Genomic DNA, 16,995 nt, shown 5'->3' with positions numbered 1-16,995 from the left:
ATGAGGCGGGTCCGTTGGCTTACCAGCCGGTGACCTGCTTCAGGGCGTCGCCGATGTCGGCGAGGGAGCGCACGGTCTTGACGCCCGCGGCTTCCAACGCGCCGAACTTCTCGTCGGCCGTGCCCTTACCGCCGGAGATGATAGCGCCGGCATGGCCCATGCGCTTACCGGGAGGTGCGGTCACGCCCGCGATGTAGGCGACCACCGGCTTGGAAACGTTGGCCTTGATGTAGGCCGCGGCTTCTTCCTCAGCAGTACCACCGATCTCGCCGATCATGACGATGGCTTCGGTCTGCGGGTCCTTCTCGAACATCTCGAGGATGTCGATGAAGTTGGAACCCGGAATCGGGTCACCACCGATGCCGACACAGCTGGACTGGCCGTAGCCGTGGTCAGTGGTCTGCTTGACGGCTTCGTAGGTCAGGGTGCCGGAACGCGACACGATACCGACCTTGCCCGGCTTGTGGATGTGGCCCGGCATGATGCCGATCTTGCTTTCGCCCGGGGTGATAACGCCCGGGCAGTTCGGGCCAATCAGGCGCACGCCCAGCTCGTCGCACTTGACCTTGGCATCCAGCATATCGAGCGTCGGGATGCCTTCGGTGATGCAGACGATCAGCTTGATGCCACCGTTGGCAGCTTCAAGGATGGAGTCCTTGCAGAACGGAGCCGGCACGTAGATCACGGACGCTTCTGCGCCGGTCGCGGCGACGGCTTCCTTGACGGTGTTGAACACCGGCAGGCCCAGGTGCTCCTGGCCGCCCTTGCCCGGGGTCACGCCGCCGACCATCTGAGTGCCGTAGGCGATGGCCTGTTCGGAGTGGAAGGTCCCCTGGCCACCGGTGAAGCCCTGGCAGATGACCTTGGTGTTCTTATCGATCAGGATACTCATTACTTGCCCTCCGCTGCCTTGACGACCTGCTGTGCCGCGTCAGTCAGGCTGGTAGCAGCGATGATGTTCAGACCGCTGGACGCCAGTTTTTCGGCACCCAGCTCGGCGTTGTTGCCTTCCAGACGCACCACGACCGGCACGTTGACGCCGACCTGCTCGACGGCACCGATGATGCCCTCGGCGATCATGTCGCAACGCACGATACCGCCGAAGATGTTGACCAGCACGGCCTTGACGTTGTCGTCGGACAGGATGATCTTGAACGCTTCCGCCACGCGCTCCTTGGTGGCGCCACCGCCCACGTCAAGGAAGTTGGCCGGCTTGCCGCCGTTCAGGTTGACGATGTCCATGGTGCCCATGGCCAGGCCAGCACCGTTGACCATGCAACCGATGTTGCCGTCGAGCGCCACGTAGTTCAGTTCCCAGGCGGCCGCTTCGGCTTCACGCGCGTCTTCCTGAGACGGGTCCTGCATGGCCTGCAGGTCCGGGTGACGATAGAGAGCGTTGCCGTCCAGGCCCAGCTTGGCGTCGAGGCAGTGCAGGTTGCCTTCGTCGGTGATCACCAGCGGGTTGATCTCGAGCAGGGCGAGATCCTTGTCGTGGAACAGCTTCGACAGACCCAGGAAGATCTTGGTGAACTGCTTGATCTGTTCCTTGTTCAGGCCCAGCGCGAAACCAAGCTCACGGGCCTGGTACGGCTGCGCGCCGACCAGCGGATCGATCTCGGCCTTGAGGATCTTCTCGGGCGTTTCCTCGGCGACCTTCTCGATCTCCACACCGCCTTCGGTGGAGGCCATGAACACCACGCGACGGGTGGTGCGGTCGACGACGGCGCCCAGGTACAGCTCGTTGGCGATGTCGGTGCAGTTCTCGACCAGGATCTTGGCAACCGGCTGACCGTGCTCGTCGGTCTGGAAGGTCACCAGGTTCTTGCCCAGCCACTGCTCGGCGAACGCCTTGGCTTCTTCCGGGCTCTTGATCAGCTTGACGCCGCCGGCCTTGCCGCGGCCACCGGCGTGGACCTGGGCCTTGACGACCCACTTGTCACCGCCGATCTTCTTGCAGGCTTCTGCAGCTTCTTCCGGGGTATCCACGGCGAAGCCCTTGGATACCGGCAGACCATAATCGGCAAACAGCTGTTTGCCCTGATACTCGTGAAGGTTCATCGTGTCATGCCATTGGTTGCATTTGACTCGAACGATGACCGTGGCCCGCCACCACTGTAGCGGGCCAGGTCATCCCCGTTCACCCCGAACCGGCCGGGGCGAGGCGCCGCTCAGAGAGGCGGCGCTCGTTGTTCGACGACTTACTTGCGCTTCTTGCGGTTGGCCATGTGGATAGCGTGGCCGTCGACCGCCAGAGCGGCCTCGTGCACGGCTTCCGACATGGTCGGGTGCGCATAGCAGGTCAGCGCCAGATCCTCGGCGCTGGAGCCGAATTCCATGGCGATCACACCCTGGGCGATCATCTCGCCGGCATGCTGACCGACGATGTGCATGCCCAGCACGCGATCGGTTTCGGCATCGGTGATCACCTTGGCCATGCCTTCGGTGGCATTGTTGGCCATCGCGCGACCGCTTGCCGCGAACGGGAAGGTGCCGCACTTGACTTCAATGCCGGCCGCCTTGGCTTCCTGCTCGTTCATGCCTACCCAGGCGACTTCCGGGAAGGTGTAGATAACACTCGGGATGGCATCGTAGTTCATCTCGGCCTTATGACCGGCGACGATGTCGGCGACCATGATGCCTTCTTCAGATGCCTTGTGAGCCAGCATCGGACCGCGTACCACGTCACCGATGGCGTAGACGCCCGGCACGCTGGTGCGGCAGTGATCGTCAACGAAGATGAAACCACGCTCGTCTAGCTTGACGCCGGCATCGTCGTCCAGCAGGCCCTGGGTGTAGGGACGGCGACCGACGCAGACGATCAGCTTGTCGAAGGTGATCTCCTTGTCGCCTTCGCTGTCGGCGTACTTGACGACGACCTCGTCATCCTTGATCTCGGAGCCGGTGACCCGCGCGCCCAGCTTGATGTCCAGGCCCTGCTTCTTGAGCAGTTTCTGGGTTTCCTTGGAGACGGCCTGGTCGACCATCGGCAGGAAGCTGTCCATGGCCTCGAGGACGGTGACCTCGGAGCCCAGACGGTTCCATACGCTGCCAAGCTCGAGGCCGATAACGCCGGCGCCGATCACGCCGAGACGCTTGGGCGTCTCTTCGAATTCGAGCGCGCCGGTGGAGTCGACGATCAGGCCCTCAGTGAGCGGGGTCGGCGGAATATCGACCGGCACAGAGCCAGAGGCGATGACGATGTTGTCGGCTTCATAGACGGTCTTCTCGCCGTCCTTGCTGACCTCGACCTGCTTGCTGGACAGCACCTTGCCGGCGCCTTCCAGAGCGGTCACACCGTTGGCCTTGAACAGACCCGCGATGCCGCCGGTCAGGTTCTTCACGATCTTGTCCTTGCGGGCCATCATCTTCTTGACGTCCATCGTGACGTCGCCCGCCTGGATGCCCATGTCATCGAAGTCGTGCTGCGCTTCGACGAACTTGTGGGAGGCCTCGAGCAGTGCCTTGGACGGGATACAGCCCACGTTCAGGCAGGTACCGCCGTGAACGGTCTTGCCTTCCTTGTCGATCCACTTCTCGACGCAGGCAGTCTTCAGACCCAGTTGGGCGGCACGAATGGCGGCGACATAGCCGCCGGGGCCAGCACCAATGACGATCAGATCGAATTTATCGGCCATGGTTTCCTTCCTGTTTTCGGTTCGCTTGAATCGTTGGCGTCACGCCGGCTCAGATATCGAGCAGCAGGCGTGCCGGGTCCTCGAGGAGTTCCTTGATGGTCACCAGGAACTGGACCGCATCCTTGCCATCGATCATGCGGTGATCGTATGACACGGCAAGATACATCATCGGACGAATCTCGACCTTGCCGTTCACCGCCATCGGGCGTTCCTGGATCTTGTGCATGCCAAGGATCGCAGTCTGCGGCGGGTTGAGGATCGGCGTCGACATCAGCGAACCGAAGATGCCGCCGTTGGTAATGGTGAAGGTACCGCCCTGCATTTCATCGATGCCGAGCTTGCCAGCGCGGGCCCGCTTGCCGAAGTCGACGATGGTCTTCTCGACATCGGCGATCTTCATGCTGTCGGTGTCACGCAGCACCGGCACGACCAGACCACGCTCGGTGGACACGGCAACGCCGATATCCTGATAGCCGTGGTAGACGATGTCGCTGCCGTCGATGGAGGCGTTGACGTCCGGGAAGCGCTTGAGCGCCTCGGAGGCCGCCTTGACGAAGAAGCCCATGAAGCCGAGCTTGGTGTCGTGCGCCTTGAGGAAGGTGTCCTTGTACTGAGCGCGCAGATCCATCACCGCGCCCATGTCCACCTCATTGTAGGTGGTGAGCATGGCAGCGGTCTGCTGCGCTTCGACCAGGCGCTTGGCAATGGTCTTGCGCAGACGGCTCATCGGCACGCGCTTCTCGGGACGCTCGCCTTCGACGACCGGAGCGGTAGCGGCGGGCGCCGCGGCACTGGTCGGTGCCTTGGACTTCTTGGCGCTGCCTTCCTTGACGGCCTTCTGGACGTCTTCTTTCAGCACGCGACCACCCTTGCCGGTGCCTTCGATCTTGGCCACGTCCAGGTCATGCTCAGCGACCATCTTGCGCGCCGCCGGGGCGAGAATCTTGTCGCCGACCTTCTCGTCACTGCCTTGGTCGTCGCTGCCTTGATCGCTGCTGTCCTGAGACGCAGAGGCGCTGCCCTTGTCGGCCGAAGCGGCATCGCCGCCGGCGCCTTCGGCGAAGCTTGCCAGCACGGCCTCGGACTCGACCTGAGCGCCTTCCTCGACCTTGATCTCGGAGAGCGCGCCGTCGGCCGGCGCGACCACCTCGAGCACCACCTTGTCGGTCTCGATATCGACCAGCACTTCATCGCGCTTGACCGCTTCACCGACCTTCTTGTGCCAGGTCGCGACCGTGCCTTCCTGGATGGACTCCGGGAAGGTCGGCGCCTTGACGTCATGGGACTTGCCGGAGGCCTCGGCCTTCGGGGCCGGCTCGGCGTCGCTCTTGTCTGCGTCGCTCTTGCCAGAGGCCTGGTCAGCAGACTTGTCGTCGGCTTTGGGCTCGGCCTTGGCCTCACCTGCTGCGCCGAGGATGCCCAGGACCTGCTCGGAGGCGACAGTATCGCCTTCTTCGGCCTTGATCTCGCTCAGTGTGCCAGCCTCGGGTGCCACGACCTCGAGCACCACCTTGTCGGTCTCGATTTCGACGATCAGTTCGTCACGCTCGACGCTGTCACCCGGCTTCTTGTGCCAGGCAGCGACGCTGCCCTCGGCAACGGATTCCGGAAAGGTTGGCGCTTTGATCTCGGTAGCCATTGAATTTCCCTTGTGTGTTCTCTCTCGTCCGATGGGGACGCCTTCAGGCGTTGAAGGCGTCGTCCACCAGTTGGCGCTGCTGTTCTACGTGCACGGACATATAGCCGGCGGCCGGGGCCGCAGAGGCGGGACGACCGGCAAACTTCAGGTCGCGACCCATGCCTTCGCGCAGCATGTCGGCGACAACCCGCATGTGATGCTGGCTCTGATACCAGGCACCCTGGTTTAGCGGCTCTTCCTGACACCAGACGACCTGCTCGAGGTTCGGATAGACCTTGAGGGCCGCCTGCAGCTCTTCCTTCGGGAAGGGGTAGACCTGCTCGATGCGTACCACCGCGGTGTCTTCACGCTCGTTCTCGGCACGGTAGGCGGCGAGATCATAGTAGACCTTGCCGGAACACAGCACCGCCCGCTTGACCTTATCGGCCTCGAGTTTGCCCTGATCGGGCAGCACCATCTGGAACTTGCCGTGGGCCAGTTCCTCGAGGGTGGACGTCGCTTCCTTGTGGCGCAGCAGGCTCTTCGGCGACATCACCACCAGCGGTTTTCTGAGCGGACGAATCACCTGACGACGCAGCAGATGGAAGATCTGCGCCGGGGTCGTCGGCACGCAGACCTGCATGTTGTGCTCGGCACACAGCTGCAGGAAGCGCTCGAGACGCGCCGAGGAGTGCTCGGGCCCCTGCCCCTCATAGCCGTGAGGCAGCAGCATGGTCAGGCCACACAGCCGCCCCCACTTGGTCTCGCCCGAAGAGATGAACTGGTCGACCACCACCTGGGCGCCGTTGAAGAAGTCCCCGAACTGGGCCTCCCACACATCAAGCGCATTGGGCATGGTGGTGGAATAGCCGTACTCGAAGGCAAGCACGGCTTCTTCCGAGAGGAAGGAGTCGTGGATGGTGAAGCGCGGCTGACCGTCGGCGATGTGCTCAAGCGGCACATAGGTGCTGCCGTCCTTCTGGTTGTGCACCACCGCGTGGCGGTGGGAGAAGGTGCCGCGACCACTGTCCTGACCGGTAATGCGGATCGGATGGCCCTGATCGAGCAGCGTGGCGTAGGCCAGGGTTTCGGCGAAGCCCCAGTTCAGCGCCATGCCGCCGGCGACCATCTTGCGACGGTCCTCGTAGATCTTGGCGACCTGCCGCTGGACCTGAATGCCGTCCGGCACCTCGCACATCTTGTTGGCGAGCTGCTGCATGCGCTTCATGTCGACGGTGGTATCGGCATCGCCGGTCCACTCATGGCCCAGATACGGCGCCCAGTCGACGAACAGCGACGTATTCGGCTCCTTGACCAGCGCGTTGGCCACATGGTTGCCGGCCATCAGGTCGTCGCGATACTTCTCCATCTGCGCCTTGGCATCGTCTTCAGTGATGATGCCCTCATCGACCAGCCGCTTGACGAAGTGCGTGCGCGCCGACGGATGATTCTTGATCTTCTGATACATCATCGGCTGCGTGCCGGACGGCTCGTCGGCTTCGTTGTGGCCGCGACGACGGTAGCAGACCAGGTCGATGACCACGTCACGCTTGAACTGATGACGATAGTCGATGGCGACCTGGGTCGCGTGCAGCACGGCGTCCGGATCATCACCGTTGACGTGGAAGATCGGCGCCTGAACCATCTTGGCGATGTCGGTGCAGTACTCGGTAGAGCGCGTGTCGCCAGGATGCGAGGTGGTGAAGCCGACCTGGTTGTTGATCACGATGTGCACCGTGCCACCGGTCTTGTAGGCACGGGTCTGCGACATCTGGAAGGTTTCCATGACTACGCCTTGCCCTGCTAGGGCCGCGTCACCATGGATGTTGATCGGCAGCACCTTGCTGCCATCGCTGTCGTCGCGACGGTCCTGACGGGCCCGCACCGAGCCTTCGACCACCGGGGAGACGATCTCCAGGTGGGACGGGTTGAACGCCAGCGCCAGGTGAACTTCGCCACCACTGGTCATCACATTCGAGCTGAAGCCCTGGTGGTATTTGACGTCGCCGGAGCCCTGAGAGATCACCTTCTTACCGTCGAATTCCTCGATCAGCTCGGAGGGGCTCTTGCCCAGAATGTTGACCAGCAGGTTGAGGCGACCGCGGTGCGCCATGCCGATGACGACTTCCTTGGTGCCATAGCCGCCGGCCCGCTGGATGATCTCGTCCATCATCGGAATAAAGGTCTCGCCACCCTCGAGCCCGAAGCGCTTGGTGCCCGGGTACTTGGACGCCAGGTAGCTTTCCAGACCCTCGGCCGCCGTCAGCCGCTCGAGCACGTGCTTGCGTACGTCCGGGCTGAACTTGGGCTTGGAGCGCACCGACTCGAAACGCTGCTGCAGCCAGCGTTTCTCTTCGGTGTCGACGATGTGCATGATCTCGCAACCGATGGAGCGACAGTAGGTCTGCTCCAGGGCGTCGACGATTTCCTTGAGCGGCGCCTTGTCCTTGCCCAGGAAGAAAGACCCGGTCTGGAACTCGGTATCCAGGTCGGCCTTGGTCAGCTGGTGGAAGGACAGGTCGAGATCCGGCACCGGCACCTGACTGCGCAGGTTCAGGGGATCGATATCGGCCTTCTGGTGGCCACGAAAGCGATACGCATTGATCAGCTGAAGAACTTTGACCTGCTTCTTGCTCTCACCGCTGTCGACGCTGGCAACGGCCTGTGTGCCACGACGGGACTGGCCGAGCTGATAGAACTGGTCGCGAATCGGACTTAGCGGAATATCCTGGGAGGGGCTGCCATCCGGGCGGGGCAATTGATCAAAGTAATTGCGCCACTCGTCGGGGACAGCGTTTGGATCGACGAGGTACTGTTCGTATAGCGCTTCCACATAGTGGGCATTTCCGCCACTGACATGGGAGGTGCGCCACATCAACTCCATTATGCCTTCTTGCATGTCTCGGTCACCCTACACTGATGGGGTGTTATCGGCGCCATCTACGGCATCGCCGCATCGGCGTGACTGTTGCCCTGCCGGTTGGGCTTGTGTCCTGATCCGGCGAGCTTCGGCACGAACCGTAAGCCCAGGTCTCGATCGTCAAAAGCCGGTGCACAGGGCACCGGCTCTTGGCGACGGGGCCGGCTCAGCCGCGGCGAAACGCCACGGCCTGAGATCGGCGCCCATGATAGCAAGACGAGCGCGACGATTTAAGTGGCATTCGCCAGCAGCATCTCGCGGATCTTGCCGATCGCCCGCGTCGGGTTGAGACCCTTCGGGCAGACCGCGACACAGTTCATGATCCCACGGCAGCGGAAGACGCTGAACGGATCCTCGAGCTCGGCGAGACGCTCACTGGTCGCCTCGTCACGCGAGTCGGCCAGGAAGCGGTAGGCCTGCAGCAGGCCGGCCGGTCCGACGAACTTGTCCGGGTTCCACCAGAACGACGGGCAGGACGTCGAGCAGCAGGCGCACAGGATGCACTCGTAGAGACCGTCGAGCTTGTCGCGATCTTCCGGCGACTGCAGGCGCTCGATGGCCGGCTCCGGCGTGTCGTTCTGCAGGTACGGCTGAATGCGCTCGTACTGCTTGTAGAACAGTGCCATGTCGACCACCAGGTCACGAATGACCGGCAGGCCGGGCAGCGGACGCAGGGTCAGCTTGCCGCCCTTGACCACTTCAGACAGCGGCGTGATGCAGGCCAGGCCGTTCTTGCCGTTCATGTTCATACCGTCGGAGCCACAGACCCCTTCCCGGCAGCTGCGACGATAGGCCATGGAGCTGTCCTGCTCCTTGATCATGGCCAGGACATTCAGAACCATTACATCGCGGCCCTGAGTGTCCACCTGAAACTCCTGCATGTACGGCGCGGAGTCGGTTTCCGGATTGTAGCGGTAGACGGATACCTGAAGCATGGACATCGTGGACCCCCTTAGTAGGTACGGACTTTAGGCTCGAAGGTGTCGACGGTCTTCGGCGTGAAGTTGACGTCGCGCTTACCCAGCGTTTTGGTGGCCGGGAAGAACAGCGAGTGCTTCAGCCAGTTGACATCGTCACGGTCCGGATAGTCGTAACGGGAATGCGCACCGCGGCTTTCCTTGCGTTCCAGCGCAGAAATCGCGGTGGCCTCGGCCACTTCCATCAGGTTGTCGAGCTCCAGGGCTTCGACACGTGCGGTATTGAAGGCATTCGACTTGTCGCCCAGGTGAGCGTTGTTGATCCGCTCACGCAGCTCGGCGAGCTTCTTGACGCCTTCCTGCATGTTGTCTTCCTGGCGGAAGACGCCGAAGGCGCTCTGCATGATGTCCTGCAGCTCGGCCTTGAGGGCCGGCACGGACTCGCCGCCACTGGACTCGTTCCAGCGATTCAGGCGCGTCATGGCCGCATCGATATCGGACTGAGTGGCGTCAAGGTACTCGATGCCCTCATTCAGCGCGCCTTCGATGTACATGCCGGCAGCGCGGCCGAACACCACCAGGTCGAGCAGCGAGTTGCCGCCCAGACGGTTGGCACCGTGAACCGACACGCAGGCCGCTTCGCCACAGGCGAACAGGCCGTTGACGATCTGATCGTTGCCGTCCTCGTCCTGCATGACCGCCTGGCCGTGAATGTTGGTGGGGATACCGCCCATCATGTAGTGGCAGGTCGGCACGACCGGGATCGGCTCCTTGGCAGGATCGACATGAGCAAAGGTCTTGGACAGCTCGACGATGCCCGGCAGGCGCTTGCCGAGGACGTCCTCGCCAAGGTGGTCAAGCTTCAGGAAGACGTGATCGCCCTTCTCGCCACAGCCGCGGCCTTCGAGGATCTCCAGGACCATGGAACGGGCGACCACATCGCGGCCGGCCAGATCCTTGGCGTTCGGCGCATAACGCTCCATGAAGCGCTCGCCGTCCTTGTTGATCAGATAACCACCCTCGCCGCGGCAGCCCTCGGTGACCAAGGTGCCGGCGCCGTAGATGCCGGTCGGGTGGAACTGCCACATCTCCATATCCTGCATCGGGAAGCCCGCACGCATGGCCATGCCGATGCCGTCGCCGGTATTGATCAGGGCGTTGGTAGTGGAGGCGTAGATACGGCCAGCACCGCCGGTCGCCAGCACGGTGGCCTTGGACTTGACGTGCACCACTTCGCCGGTCTCGATGCACATGGCGATACAACCCACCACGTCGCCGTTGGCGTTCTTGACCAGATCGACCGCATACCACTCGTTGAGGAAGGTGGTGTTGTTCTTCAGGTTGTTCTGATAAAGCGTGTGCAGCAGCGCATGGCCGGTACGGTCGGCGGCCGCACAGGTACGTGCCGCCTGACCGCCCTTGCCGAAGTCCTTGGACTGACCGCCGAACGGACGCTGATAGATGCGGCCGTTGTCGAAACGGGAGAACGGCAGGCCCATGTGCTCGAGCTCGAACACCGCCTTGGGACCTTCAGAACACATGTACTCGGCCGCGTCCTGGTCGGCGATGTAGTCGCCGCCCTTGACGGTGTCATACATGTGCCAGCGCCAGTCGTCGTCCGGATCGGAGGACGCGATGGCACAGGTGATACCGCCCTGAGCAGACACGGTATGCGAGCGAGTCGGGAAGACCTTGGAGAGTACCGCGGTCTTCTTGCCGGACTTGGCCAGCTCGAGAGCGGCACGCAGGCCGGAGCCGCCACCACCGATGATGATTGCGTCGAAGGTCAGGCTACGCATGTTAGACATTTATCAGGCTCCCCACAGGACTTGAACGCCCCACACCAGAAAGACAAAGATGGCCAGGATGATCACGGCCTGGGCTGCGAGACGGATGGCGGTCGGCTTCAGGTAATCGGTGGTCACCGTCCACAGGCCAATCCAGGCGTGGGCGGCCATCGACACGAAGGCGAGCAGCGAGAAGATACGCATCCAGGTCGAGCCGAACAGGCCGCTCCAAGTGGCGTAGTCAAGGTTCGGGTGCAGCAGCAGATAGCCGACCATGAAGAGCGTGTAAAGCGCCAGAATGACGGCCGAGGCGCGCTGGATCAGCCAATCAGACAGGCCGCTACGACCGAAGTTCGTAATGTTGGTTACCATACCCAGACTCCTGCCAGAATCACCAGAACGGCGCTGATCACGACGGTGATCTGCGCCTTCTTGATACCGCCCTCAAGGGTCACACCAATGTCAGCATCCATCAGCAAGTGCTTGATGCCGGCCACGAAGTGAAAGGCCAGGGCGGACAGCATGCCCCAAGTGATCAACTTGGCCAGGAAGTTGTGGGCAATCGCATCGCTTACAGCCTCAAATCCCTGCGGGGAAGACAGCGACGTGTCCAGCGCCCAGAAGGCGAAGATCAGGCCGATGAAGAGGATGACGCCTGTGATGCGGTGAGCGATCGACGTTAGTGCCGGGAGGGGGAACTTGATCGTACTGAGATCGAGATTTACGGGTCGTTTGCTATTCACGGCTCTTTACACACTCTCTTGGCCCGCTGTGGGTGCGTCGGGACTAGTGCCCGAGCGGGCGGTGGTTTTGAGGAAGGGCTCGGCCGTCTGCCAAGTCGACACGACCATACCTGTAGGCCAGTCGCGCGGAGTGGATTATAGGGATTGGGCGCAACCATGACAAATTGCGACAACCGGAGCCCCGCTAGTTACGCCTTGACCCATACCGGGAAAGGCGCACAATGATGCAAAGCACCAATAACTGTACAAAACAAGTACAGAAATCACAAGATTGCACAAGGCGGCCCGCCCAATGGCGAATTGACAATCCTTGGATCGCTTCTATAGTGGGCTAACTTTTTCTGCCCGTACATCAAGCGAGTCAAGGACTTATCGCCGGATACCAGACAATGAGGAGCCTAGCATGGCTGACAGAAAAGCACATTTGACGATAGATGGTCTGGACGAGGCTATCGAGCTGCCGGTCTATTCCGGCACCGCGGGCCCCGACGTCATCGACGTGCGCAAGCTTAGCGCGGCGGGCCTGTTCACTTATGACCCAGGCTTCATGGCAACCTCCGCCACCGAGTCAGCCATTACCTTCATCGATGGCGGCAACGGCATTTTGCTGCATCGTGGCTACCCGATCGACCAGCTGGCCGCTCACTCTGACTTCCCGGAGCTCTCCTACTTGCTGCTGTTCGGCGAACTGCCGACCGCCGAACAGTACGAAGAGTTCGAGCGCACCGTGCGCAGCCACACCATGGTCCACGAGCAACTGTCCAACTTCTATAAGGGCTTCCGTCGCGACGCCCACCCGATGTCGATCATGTGCGGTGTGATCGGTGGCCTGGCCGCCTTCTATCACGACCATATGGACATCACGCGCGAGGAGGACCGCCGCATCAGCGCGATTCGTCTGATCGCCAAGATGCCAACACTGGCTGCCATGTGTCATAAGTACAACATCGGCCAGCCCTTCATGTATCCGCGTAATGACCTGAATTACGCCGAGAACTTCCTGTACATGATGTTCGGCAACCCCTGCGAGACCTACGAGATCAACCCGGTGTTCGCCAAGGCCATGGACCGCATCTTCATGCTGCATGCCGACCATGAGCAGAACGCCTCGACCTCTACGGTTCGCCTGGCCGGCTCCACTGGCGCCAACCCTTACGCCTGCATCAGCGCCGGTATTGCAGCACTCTGGGGCCCGGCCCACGGCGGCGCCAACGAGGCCGTGCTGAACATGCTCGACGAGATCGGCGACGATTCCGAGGAGAACATCCAGGCCTTCATCGATCGCGCCAAGGACAAGAACGACCCGTTCAAGCTGATGGGTTTCGGCCACCGGGTCTATCGCAACTTCGACCCGCGCGCCAAGGTCATGAAGGAAACCTGCGACCAGGTACTCAGCGAACTGGGCATGGCCGACGACCCGCAGCTCAAGATCGCCAAGCGCCTCGAACAGATCGCCCTGGAAGACGACTACTTCATCGAGCGCAAGCTCTATCCCAACGTCGACTTCTATTCCGGCATCATCCTCAAGGCGATTGGCATTCCCACCAACATGTTCACGGTGATCTTTGCGGTGTCGCGCACCATCGGCTGGATCTCGCACTGGAACGAGATGATCAGCAGCGGCAATTACAAGATCGGCCGCCCGCGCCAGCTCTACACCGGCTACACCCAGCGCGATTACCCGGCCAAGTAAGCCAACGTGATTGCGTCATGAATGAAAGAGGTCGCCCACGGGCGGCCTCTTTTTGCATGCCTCTAGTGGCGCGTGCTCTTATTTGCGTATGACTCGAATTGCGCATGCCCTGATTTGCGTATGCCCCGACGACGGTGGCTGCCAATCCACAAGGAGATCAAGATGAGTGACAACGCCATCCAGACCGTCAGCTTCATTGGCCTTGGCGTCATGGGGTATCCCATGGCCGGTCACCTGGCCAAGGCAGGCTATACGGTGCGGGTCTACAACCGCACCGCCGCCAAGGCCGAGACCTGGACAAACGACTATGCCGGCAGCCATCACGCCACGCCCAAGGAAGCCGCCGAGGGGGCCGACCTGGTACTGGTATGCGTCGGAAACGATGATGACGTACGCCAGGTCTCGCTGGGCGAGGACGGCGCCCTTCACGGCATGCACGAGGGCGCGGTGCTGGTCGATCACACCACCGCCTCGGCCAACCTGGCACATGAGCTCGATGCCGCCTGCCGGGCGCAGGGAGTTGCCTTTATCGATGCCCCGGTCTCGGGCGGCCAACAGGGGGCAGAGAAGGGTGCCCTGACGATCATGTGCGGTGGCGAAGAAGCCGATTTCCAGCGCGTGCAGGGTGCCCTCGACGTCTATGCGCGGGCACTCAACCTGCTCGGCCCTGCCGGCAGCGGCCAGATGACCAAGATGGTCAACCAGATCTGCATCGCCGGCGTCGTTCAGGGTCTTGCCGAGGGCCTGCACTTCGCTGAACAGGCGGGGCTCGATCGCGAACAGGTCATTGAGGTGATTTCCCAGGGGGCCGCCGGCTCCTGGCAGATGGAAAATCGCCACAAGACCATGATCGAGAATGAGTACGACCATGGCTTCGCGGTGAACTGGATGCGCAAGGACCTGGCCATCTGCCTCGACCAAGCGCGAGAGCTCGACGCCCGTCTGCCCATCACCGCACTGGTCGATCAATTCTACGGCGATGTCCAGGCCATGGGCGGAGGCCGCTGGGACACCTCATCGCTGCTCAAGCGCCTCCGCCGCGACTGACGCCACCCGCTGACCGCTACCACCTACCCACTCAGACGCTTCCACCCAAGGCCCGGGCGCTCCCCGGGCCGACTTGTCACCCCATCCGCCCCGCAATATCGCCCTCCTATCGGCATCGTCAGCCTCTGCATGGCGCGACTCACCATATAACGACTCACCATATAACGACTCACCATGAACCGACCCAACATGGAAAGGCTCAGCCTGGAAGCCACCGACATCCCGACAAGGCCTCACGCTGGCATTCGATACAGGCCGCGACGCCTGACAGAACGCAAGGCATGAAACAGGAACAGCGGGGGATTTACCCTTGCTTACTGCACAAGGTTTGTCGAAGCCTCATACCGGCAATTCCTGCTTTGGGGTCGATCGGAGGGCACGATGGACACTGGTTTTTGCCTGCCGTTGGCCTTGGTACCCCAGCTGTTTACAGGCCTCATCGCGTTTTCCACACTTTCTGTGGATAAGTCTGTTTAAAACCTTGAGAAAACTGCCAGCAGCCACCATGACAGGGGGGTTACGCTCAGATTGATTATTTTTTGAACAATAGTAACTTGTTGATTTTAATGCTTTTATTTAAAATTGCGCGACAGGGGTTGACGAGTACAAGAATTATGCACAAGACGAAGCGGCGACAAAGGGGACGTGGACAACTCGGCGCCCATGTCAAGTATCAAGAAGGCCAAATCGGCGGATGACGCCAGAATCGGCTATAGCGGAGCGGACATGACCCGAAGTCACCAGAACGGTGTAGGTCAAGTTCAATAGAAGGGGGGATCAGACGGAATGACAGCGACAAAAAAAGACGCCTCGGGCGTCTGGTCTCTTATGCTGACAACTGCTGTAGGAGAATCGGGTGGCGTCCCATAGGGGGTTCGAACCCCTGTCACTGCCGTGAAAGGGCAGTGTCCTGGACCACTAGACGAATGGGACGCATCGTAACCCGTTCTTTTTCCGAAATGAGAATTTCGGACGAGATTGGTGGAGCCTAGCGGGATCGAACCGCTGACCTCAACACTGCCAGTGTTGCGCTCTCCCAGCTGAGCTAAGGCCCCGTGTCTCTCGAGAACGAGGCGTATATTACTGATGCGCCCCGCTCTCGTCAATATACTTCGGCAACTTTATCGTAGCGACCTACAGCTCGCGGAATTCCTTCTCGAGGCGCTTGGCCTGCTTCTTCGACACGCCCCCGAGCACCGCGATGGCGTGGCGCAAACGCGCGCGAGTCATGTCGGAGCCGAGGATGGCCATGGCATCCATCACCGAGGTGGAAGTCGCCGAGCCGGTGATCGCGATGAACACCGGCGCCAGGAAGGCCTTCATCTTGAGCTCGAAGTGCTCGCCCAGCAGCTTGACCTCAGCAAGCAGCGACTCCTTGTCCCAGCGGGTCACGCCCTCGAGCCGCCAGACCAGGAACTGCAGCAGCTTGACGAGCTCATCACGCTCGAGCTTGACGCTTGAAAAGCTCGACTCATCGATGGCCGGCAGACCCGAGAAGAAGTGCCCGGCCAGCGGCATTACCTGGGACAGGGTATCCACCCGGGGGCGCACCTGAGGCAGGATCTCGCGGAAATAGTCTTCGTTGAAGGCCCAGTCGCGCAGCGCCTGCAGTAGGGCCGCATCGTCCAGATCCTCGCGGATATAGACGCCGTTGAGCCAGGTCAGCTTCTCCAGGTCGAAAACCGGGCCGCCGAGGGACACACGCTGCACATCGAAGTGCGCCATCATCTCGTCGAGGGTGAATTTCTCGCGCTCGTCGGGCATCGACCAGCCCATGCGACCCAGGTAGTTGGTGACGGCCTGTGGCAGGAAGCCCATGCGACGATAATAGTTGATCGAGGTCGGGTTCTTGCGTTTGGAGAGCTTCGACTTGTCCGGATTGCGCAGCAGCGGCATGTGGCAGAGGGTCGGCATCGGCCAGCCGAAATACTCATACAGCAGCTGATGCTTGGGCGCTGAGTTGATCCACTCTTCGCCGCGCAGCACATGGGTGATCCCCATCAGGTGGTCGTCGACCACATTGGCCAGATGGTAGGTCGGCATGCCGTCGGACTTGAGCAGGATCTGCGCATCGACCTGGGTCCACTCGACCTCAATAGTGCCACGCAGCATGTCCTCGACCACGCAGGTCCCTTCGCCGGGCACGTTCATGCGTACCACATAGGGCCAGCCCTCGGCCTCGCGACGCGCATGCTCCTCGGCGGGCAGTGCCAGGTCGGCCGGTTTGAGCGCCATGTGCTGACCGGCGGCCTTGCGCGACTCGCGCAGCTCGTCGAGCTCTTCACTGGTGCGGTAGCATTTGAAGGCATGTCCCGCTTCGAGCAGCTGACGGGCGTGCTCGGCATAGATATCACCGCGCTCGCTTTGCCGGTAGGGGCCATGGGGGCCGCCGACATCCGGGCCCTCGTCCCAATCCAGACCCAGCCATTGCAGGGAATCGAGAATCATCTGCTCGGATTCTGCGGTGGAGCGTTCGCGGTCGGTATCTTCGATGCGCAGGATGAACTGGCCACCGTGAGCGCGGGCGAAGCACAGGTTGAACAGTGCGATGTAGGCGGTGCCCACGTGGGGATCGCCGGTGGGGGACGGCGCGATGCGGGTACGTACGGTCATGTCGATCGATCCATGGGTGGTT

The 16,995-nt window shown here is 61.6% G+C and carries 12 protein-coding genes and 2 tRNA genes; 2 read left to right on the top strand and 12 right to left on the bottom strand.

Features of this window, described 5'->3' with window-relative positions:
* Positions 1–19: 19 nt before the first annotated feature.
* The 9 genes from sucD to sdhC form a co-directional block, all read right to left on the bottom strand.
* The gene (sucD, locus tag Q2K57_RS11025; protein ID WP_112055488.1) at positions 20–892 is read right to left on the bottom strand and encodes a succinate--CoA ligase subunit alpha; all 873 of its coding nucleotides are present in this window, start codon (positions 890–892) and stop codon (positions 20–22) included.
* Positions 892–2,058: an ADP-forming succinate--CoA ligase subunit beta gene (gene sucC, locus Q2K57_RS11020; RefSeq protein WP_112055489.1), complete on the bottom strand. Its 1,167-nt coding sequence runs from the start codon at positions 2,056–2,058 to the stop codon at positions 892–894. Before sucC ends, sucD begins: the two co-directional genes overlap by 1 nt.
* A gap of 140 nt (positions 2,059–2,198) precedes the next feature.
* On the bottom strand, positions 2,199–3,635 hold the full coding sequence (gene lpdA, locus Q2K57_RS11015; protein WP_304525063.1) for a dihydrolipoyl dehydrogenase: 1,437 nt from the start codon (positions 3,633–3,635) through the stop codon (positions 2,199–2,201).
* A 49-nt stretch (positions 3,636–3,684) separates the two neighbouring features.
* A complete protein-coding gene (gene odhB / locus Q2K57_RS11010; RefSeq protein WP_304525062.1) occupies positions 3,685–5,274 on the bottom strand; it encodes a 2-oxoglutarate dehydrogenase complex dihydrolipoyllysine-residue succinyltransferase in 1,590 nt (529 codons plus the stop codon).
* A 43-nt stretch (positions 5,275–5,317) separates the two neighbouring features.
* Positions 5,318–8,152, bottom strand: coding sequence for a 2-oxoglutarate dehydrogenase E1 component (locus Q2K57_RS11005; RefSeq protein ID WP_112055492.1), 2,835 nt, complete (start codon positions 8,150–8,152; stop codon positions 5,318–5,320).
* Between the two features lie 251 nt (positions 8,153–8,403).
* Entirely contained in the window at positions 8,404–9,108 is a 705-nt protein-coding gene (locus Q2K57_RS11000; RefSeq protein WP_175072129.1) for a succinate dehydrogenase iron-sulfur subunit, read from the bottom strand.
* A gap of 17 nt (positions 9,109–9,125) precedes the next feature.
* Positions 9,126–10,898, bottom strand: a complete 1,773-nt coding sequence (gene sdhA / locus Q2K57_RS10995) for a succinate dehydrogenase flavoprotein subunit (protein ID WP_112055494.1) — start codon at positions 10,896–10,898, stop codon at positions 9,126–9,128.
* A gap of 3 nt (positions 10,899–10,901) precedes the next feature.
* Entirely contained in the window at positions 10,902–11,249 is a 348-nt protein-coding gene (gene sdhD, locus Q2K57_RS10990; protein WP_112055495.1) for a succinate dehydrogenase, hydrophobic membrane anchor protein, read from the bottom strand.
* The gene (gene sdhC, locus Q2K57_RS10985; RefSeq protein WP_112055496.1) at positions 11,243–11,620 is read right to left on the bottom strand and encodes a succinate dehydrogenase, cytochrome b556 subunit; all 378 of its coding nucleotides are present in this window, start codon (positions 11,618–11,620) and stop codon (positions 11,243–11,245) included. Before sdhC ends, sdhD begins: the two co-directional genes overlap by 7 nt.
* A gap of 403 nt (positions 11,621–12,023) precedes the next feature.
* Here sdhC and gltA point away from each other — a divergent pair, with 403 nt between their 5' ends.
* Positions 12,024–13,313, top strand: coding sequence for a citrate synthase (gltA, locus tag Q2K57_RS10980; RefSeq protein WP_112055497.1), 1,290 nt, complete (start codon positions 12,024–12,026; stop codon positions 13,311–13,313).
* Between the two features lie 120 nt (positions 13,314–13,433).
* On the top strand, positions 13,434–14,360 hold the full coding sequence (locus Q2K57_RS10975) for an NAD(P)-dependent oxidoreductase (protein WP_112055498.1): 927 nt from the start codon (positions 13,434–13,436) through the stop codon (positions 14,358–14,360).
* An 857-nt stretch (positions 14,361–15,217) separates the two neighbouring features.
* On the opposite strand, the gene Q2K57_RS10970 is transcribed toward Q2K57_RS10975, so the two are convergent.
* The 3 genes from Q2K57_RS10970 to gltX form a co-directional block, all read right to left on the bottom strand.
* Positions 15,218–15,293: transfer RNA gene (locus tag Q2K57_RS10970), tRNA-Glu, on the bottom strand.
* A 46-nt stretch (positions 15,294–15,339) separates the two neighbouring features.
* A tRNA-Ala gene (locus Q2K57_RS10965) sits at positions 15,340–15,415 on the bottom strand.
* Between the two features lie 79 nt (positions 15,416–15,494).
* Positions 15,495–16,973 carry a glutamate--tRNA ligase gene (gene gltX, locus Q2K57_RS10960; protein WP_304525061.1) on the bottom strand — a complete coding sequence of 493 codons (1,479 nt, stop codon included), beginning with the start codon at positions 16,971–16,973 and terminating at the stop codon, positions 15,495–15,497.
* Positions 16,974–16,995 lie beyond the last annotated feature (22 nt).

This window comes from Halomonas sp. I5-271120, from assembly GCF_030553075.1.
Taxonomy (GTDB): domain Bacteria; phylum Pseudomonadota; class Gammaproteobacteria; order Pseudomonadales; family Halomonadaceae; genus Onishia; species Onishia taeanensis_A.
Note: the sequence above shows the minus strand (reverse complement) of the source record. Positions and strands in the feature narration are given on the sequence as shown.

Excerpts from the sequence above, each read along its gene's own strand:
- sucD (WP_112055488.1), bottom strand. The coding sequence starts at position 892 with ATGAGTATCCTGATCGATAAGAACACCAAGGTCATCTGCCAGGGCTTC.
- sucC (WP_112055489.1), bottom strand. The coding sequence starts at position 2,058 with ATGAACCTTCACGAGTATCAGGGCAAACAGCTGTTTGCCGATTATGGT.
- lpdA (WP_304525063.1), bottom strand. The coding sequence starts at position 3,635 with ATGGCCGATAAATTCGATCTGATCGTCATTGGTGCTGGCCCCGGCGGC.
- odhB (WP_304525062.1), bottom strand. The coding sequence starts at position 5,274 with ATGGCTACCGAGATCAAAGCGCCAACCTTTCCGGAATCCGTTGCCGAG.
- Q2K57_RS11005 (WP_112055492.1), bottom strand. The coding sequence starts at position 8,152 with ATGCAAGAAGGCATAATGGAGTTGATGTGGCGCACCTCCCATGTCAGT.
- Q2K57_RS11000 (WP_175072129.1), bottom strand. The coding sequence starts at position 9,108 with ATGCTTCAGGTATCCGTCTACCGCTACAATCCGGAAACCGACTCCGCG.
- sdhA (WP_112055494.1), bottom strand. The coding sequence starts at position 10,898 with ATGTCTAACATGCGTAGCCTGACCTTCGACGCAATCATCATCGGTGGT.
- sdhD (WP_112055495.1), bottom strand. The coding sequence starts at position 11,249 with ATGGTAACCAACATTACGAACTTCGGTCGTAGCGGCCTGTCTGATTGG.
- gltA (WP_112055497.1), top strand. The coding sequence starts at position 12,024 with ATGGCTGACAGAAAAGCACATTTGACGATAGATGGTCTGGACGAGGCT.
- Q2K57_RS10975 (WP_112055498.1), top strand. The coding sequence starts at position 13,434 with ATGCCCCGACGACGGTGGCTGCCAATCCACAAGGAGATCAAGATGAGT.
- gltX (WP_304525061.1), bottom strand. The coding sequence starts at position 16,973 with ATGACCGTACGTACCCGCATCGCGCCGTCCCCCACCGGCGATCCCCAC.